General features: G+C 51.8%; 2 protein-coding genes and 1 pseudogene. All 3 read left to right on the top strand.

Annotated features, from left to right (window positions below; genetic code table 11):
* A pseudogene (locus tag ACWA6V_RS17160) lies at positions 1-1,654 on the top strand (TonB-dependent receptor); the annotation flags it as partial.
* A 164-nt stretch (positions 1,655-1,818) separates the two neighbouring features.
* Entirely contained in the window at positions 1,819-3,336 is a 1,518-nt protein-coding gene (locus ACWA6V_RS17155) for a tryptophan halogenase family protein (protein WP_449523639.1), read from the top strand.
* Entirely contained in the window at positions 3,329-4,873 is a 1,545-nt protein-coding gene (locus ACWA6V_RS17150) for a tryptophan halogenase family protein (RefSeq protein WP_449523638.1), read from the top strand. The genes ACWA6V_RS17155 and ACWA6V_RS17150 overlap by 8 nt, the downstream gene beginning before the upstream one ends.
* Positions 4,874-5,029 lie beyond the last annotated feature (156 nt).

Raw genomic sequence — 5,029 nt, 5'->3', positions numbered from 1 at the left:
CGTGCTGCCCGCCTGGACGGTTGAAAAAACCCTGGCCTTGGCCGCCGAGGCCGATGTCTTTGCCTCTAACGTGCAAAAGGCAGCCGGTGGTGGTGTTTATACCTACGAAAACGCGCAGGACGGCTTCCTCAATGCAGGGCGTTTCAGCGAAGACCTGACTACCGTGAAGGTCGAGCTTGCCGTTGAATTGGATACGAGTTTCCTGAGCGGTGTGACTCTTGGCGCCTATTTCAGTGATCGTGAAAAATCCAAAATTAACGATGGCTTCTTCGCCACTTCGCCCACCTATCCCTACGGAAATGGCACCGGAAAAGTGGATGAAGTTATTCCCGAGAAATATCGCTTCGGCCTTGCGGATCTGAGCTGGGCGGGCTTGGGTAAAGTGGTTGCCTATGATGGCTATGCCCCTTATAAAGACGGTTATTACTACCAAACCTCAGCGGCCGAGCTTGAGCCGGATCGCTTGGGTGATTCCTATGTGGTCACTGAAGAAGTGACCACCTTCTACGTGCAAGCGGATATCAATGCCGAAGTGAGCGGAATCAATCTGGTTGGTAATGCCGGGGTGCAGGTAGTGGATACCGACCAGGCTTCTACCGGCTACACCGGTCTGGTGGATGAAACCTTCAGTGTGGATCCAACACGCACCGCCGAGGGTGGGGCGAGCTACACCAAGGTGCTGCCCAGCTTGAACCTGAGTGCGGAAGTGGCTGAATCCCAATTTGTGCGCTTTGGGGCGTCCAAAACGATTAGCCGCGCGCGTATCGACCAAATGAAAGCCTCCGGTTTTGTGAAGTACGATCAGAACATCGATATTTTGCTTTCTACGGATTACACCGCGGACACGCCCTGGTCCAAGTTCCAGGGGGCGCCCAGCTTGCGGCCGTTAGAGTCCAATAATTTTGATCTGGCCTATGAAAAATACTTTGCGGATGATGGTTACATCTCCCTGACCTACTTCTACAAAGATCTGGTCAACTGGACGCGCGAAGGTCAGACGGTTATAGATTTTTCTAACGATGCAACCAACGGCGGAGCCAACTACTACATACCGGCGTTCCACAACAAAACCGTGCAGACCGATGGCACCTACGGCCCCAATGATGTGTTCCTGACGGCGGGTACTGTGGTTGCGCCTGCCCAATTCATGGGTTATTCATCCTCCTTTGAAGATGGCCTGAAAGGTACGGTGGATGGTTGGGAGCTGACCGCTAACGTGCCCTTGGGCTTGGTGAGCGATGCGCTGGAAGGTTTCGGTTTTGCTGCGTCCAGCTCACTCATTGACGCCAAACTGGATGATGGCTCCGCCATTCCCGGTCAGTCGGATAAGGTTCACTCCCTTACCATTTACTACGCGACCGGTGGATTTGAAGTGCGTGTCGCGGGTACGGACCGGAGTGATTTCGCAACCTATCAGCGCGGTGGCAGTAACAAAATTGAAAATGCCAATCGCAAGGGTGTGCAACTGATTGACGCCCAAATCAGCTACGATTTTTCTGATTCCGATTGGGAGTCGCTGCATGGATTGCGTCTGTCATTGCAAGGTACCAACCTGACCGATGAAGACGAAGAAGATGTAGGCGATCAGGGCATAGTCACTGCGCGCCGCGAATTTGGTCCAACCTATATGTTGAATGCCAATTACTCCTTCTAAAGCGCGATGATTGGAAAAGCCTTCCGGAGGAATCCGGGAGGCTTTTTTGTTGATGGGTGAGACTATTGCGATCTGCTGCGATAAAAGCGGCTATCTTTAGTGTGACCGGCTTGGTATTAACCCATAGCGACGCCGTTACGCGCAGCCTAAGGAATTGCGAATCAATGAATAAACCAATCCAAAAAATAGTTGTTGCTGGGGGCGGTACAGCGGGGTGGATGAGTGCTGCGCTGTTAAAAAAAATGTTGCAGCAGCGCGTTGAAATTGAATTAGTTGAATCAGAGGAAATCGGTATCATCGGTGTGGGTGAGGCAACTATTCCGCCGATACAAACTTTCAATGCGGTGCTGGGCTTGAATGAGGCAGAGTTTCTGCGCGAGACCCGGGCCACCATCAAAATGGCCATACGTTTCGATAACTGGAAGCAGCGCGGCGACAGCTACTTTCACACCTTCGGTGCACCGGGAACTACCCTTGGCTACAGCTCATTCCAGCACTACTGGTTGCGCGCGCGTCAGCAGGGGTTGAGCTCCGCTGCGCTGTGGGAATTCGATTTAAATTACCTGTGTTGTAGCGCAGGTGTGTTTGGAAAATTTAATAGCAAAGATCCGCTCTACCAACTCCCTTATGCTTATCATTTTGATTCTGCCCTCTATGGCCGCTATCTGCGCAAGTTGAGCGAGCAGGCTGGTGTGGTGCGCACCGAGGGGAAAATCAGTTCGGTAAAAACCAATCCGGATTCCGGCTTTGTTGAATCCTTGCAGATGGAAAATGGTCAGCAAATTGCGGGCGATTTATTTATCGATTGCAGCGGTATGCGCGGCTTACTGATTCAGGGCGCGCTGCGTACCGGTTACGAAGAGTGGGGACATTGGCTGCCCTGTGATCGCGCGCTGGCAGTTCCCTCGCAGCGCTTTGAAAAAACCTTGCCCTATACTCGCGCCATCGCCCATAAGGTGGGTTGGCAGTGGCGAATTCCACTGACCCACCGCAACGGCAATGGATTGGTTTATAGCTCGCAGTATTTAAGTGACGATGAAGCTGCGCATATCTTAATGAACAACCTTGATTCAGTTGCGCTTGCCGATCCCAAACCCATTCAGTTTAAAACCGGACGGACACTGCAACAGTGGAATAAAAATGTTATTGCCGTTGGCCTGTCGAGCGGATTTTTGGAACCGCTTGAATCCACCAGTATTCATTTAATTCAATCGGCCATTGTGCGTCTCGCCAAAAATTTTCCCAACACAGGTTTCAGCGCTGCGCAGGTTAATGAATACAATCAGGACTCAAAACGCGAATACGAAACCGTGCGCGATTTTATTATTTTGCATTACCACTTGAACGAGCGTGACGATAACGACTTCTGGCGGTATTTGCGCAACATGCCGATTCCGGAACGGCTCGCGCACAAAATGGCGCTGTTTCGCGAGACGGGCTCAGTGGTCAATGATGCAGGCGATATTTTTCTCGATTCTTCCTGGCTGCAAGTCATGCTGGGGCAGGGAATCGTGCCGCGCGATTATCACCCCAGTGCTGATTTGCCTCCCGCCAGTGAATTGAGCGCGATGCTTGAGCAAATTGCGACGGCCAAGCGCAAGCCACTTGCGCAATTGCCAACTCATGACGATTTTTTATTTCAGTATGCGGGCGTCACGCGCGAGGTGACCCAAGGTGGATAAACCATGGCGCATCCTAATCCTTGGTGGTGGTACAGCTGGTTGGATGGCAGCGAATTTATTTGCAAAACAATGGCCGCGTGAACAAGTTCAGATAACCTTAATCGAAGCGCCGGAAATTCCTATTGTTGGTGTGGGCGAGGGCTCTACCCCCTCGTTGAAACGTTTTTTTAAAACGCTCGACATTCCCGAGCGCCAATGGATGCTGGAATGTCAGGCGACTTACAAAACCAATATTCGCTTTGTTGACTGGAGCCCCGCCTCCGGCGTGAGCGATTATTCGCACCCCTTTTATTCCCAACCGGATGTTTTTAACGAGCGCGCATTTTTTACCAATTGCCGCACGCGTCGCCTGGGTCTGGATGTGGTAACGGAGCCTGAGCGGTTTTTTGTTAATGGTGAATTGGCGCGGCAAGGCAAAGCGCCGGTTGCACCAAAAAGTTTTCCCTTTCACATGGAGTACGGCTATCACTTTGATTCGCAATTGCTCGGGCGCTATCTGGCGCGGGTTGCTGCAGCGCGCGGTGTAGTGCATCGCCAGGCAACCTTCGCGCAGGTGCTGCGCAATAACGCGGGTGATATTAGCGCGCTACAAACCCGCGCTGGCGATGTCATTTACGGTGATTTTTTTATCGACTGCACCGGCTTTTCCTCACTGTTAATGCAACAGGGTTTGGGCGTGCCGTTTCGCTCTTACGCTCAGCAATTGTTTAACGATAGCGCCGTGGTGATGCCCAGTGCCGCAGCGCAACATTTTCCGGTGGAGACCCGCTCTACCGCATTAACTGCAGGTTGGTGTTGGCATATTCCGCTGATGCACCGCAGCGGAAATGGTTATGTTTATAGCAGTCAATTTATTAGTAAAGATCAAGCGGAAGCAGAATTTCGCGCGCACCTGGGGGTGAGTGATTCGGCGCAGGCATGTCGTCACCTGCAAATGCGCGTAGGGCAATTGGAACAACACTGGGCTTACAACTGCGTTGGCCTGGGATTGTCGCAAGGGTTTATCGAACCGCTGGAAGCCACCGCATTACATTTGGTGCAATTGACGATTGAAGCTTTAATCGATGCGCTCGACCAGCATCAATTCACCTGTGGTGGGCGCGAACAATTTAATCGCACAGTGAATAATCATTTTGAAGGTGTACGCGATTATATTCTCGCGCATTACAAACTCAACACACGTGGGCTGGTCAATGGCGCCGGCGACAGCGCAGGTTATTGGCGCGCGAACCGCGACAATAAACACATGCCTGAATCCTTGTTGCAATTGTTAGATGTGTGGTTTCGCTGCGGTGATCTGGAGGAAGAACTTGCGCAACGAAAAATAAAACCTGCCTTCAATGCCGCATCCTGGCATTGTCTACTGGCAGGCTACGGGGCGTTTCCGCCGCTTGCGCCCAATCAGCCGGGGCAGGGCAAAGGTGATCTTTATCGCGAATGCGAAGTCGCTAATTTTGTTGAGGGCTGCGCGCTGAATTTTCCGCTACATAAAACCTTGTTAGTCAATGACAGGAAATTAACTGAGCCAGGTGTCTAAAACGTGGCAGAGCCATTCGGGATCGTCTATTGGTAAGTCGTGACCCGCATCCGGATGCAACGCTAGTGGCCAATTAAATCGCTGTGCGAGGTCTTTACTTGGGTTGCAATTAACAAAGCGATCACCCGCGCTGGCGATAATCAATCCGCGCACCGT

This window comes from Cellvibrio sp. (assembly GCF_053579595.1).
The sequence above is the reverse complement of the archived record's forward strand: the minus strand, read 5'-3'. Positions and strand labels throughout refer to the sequence as shown.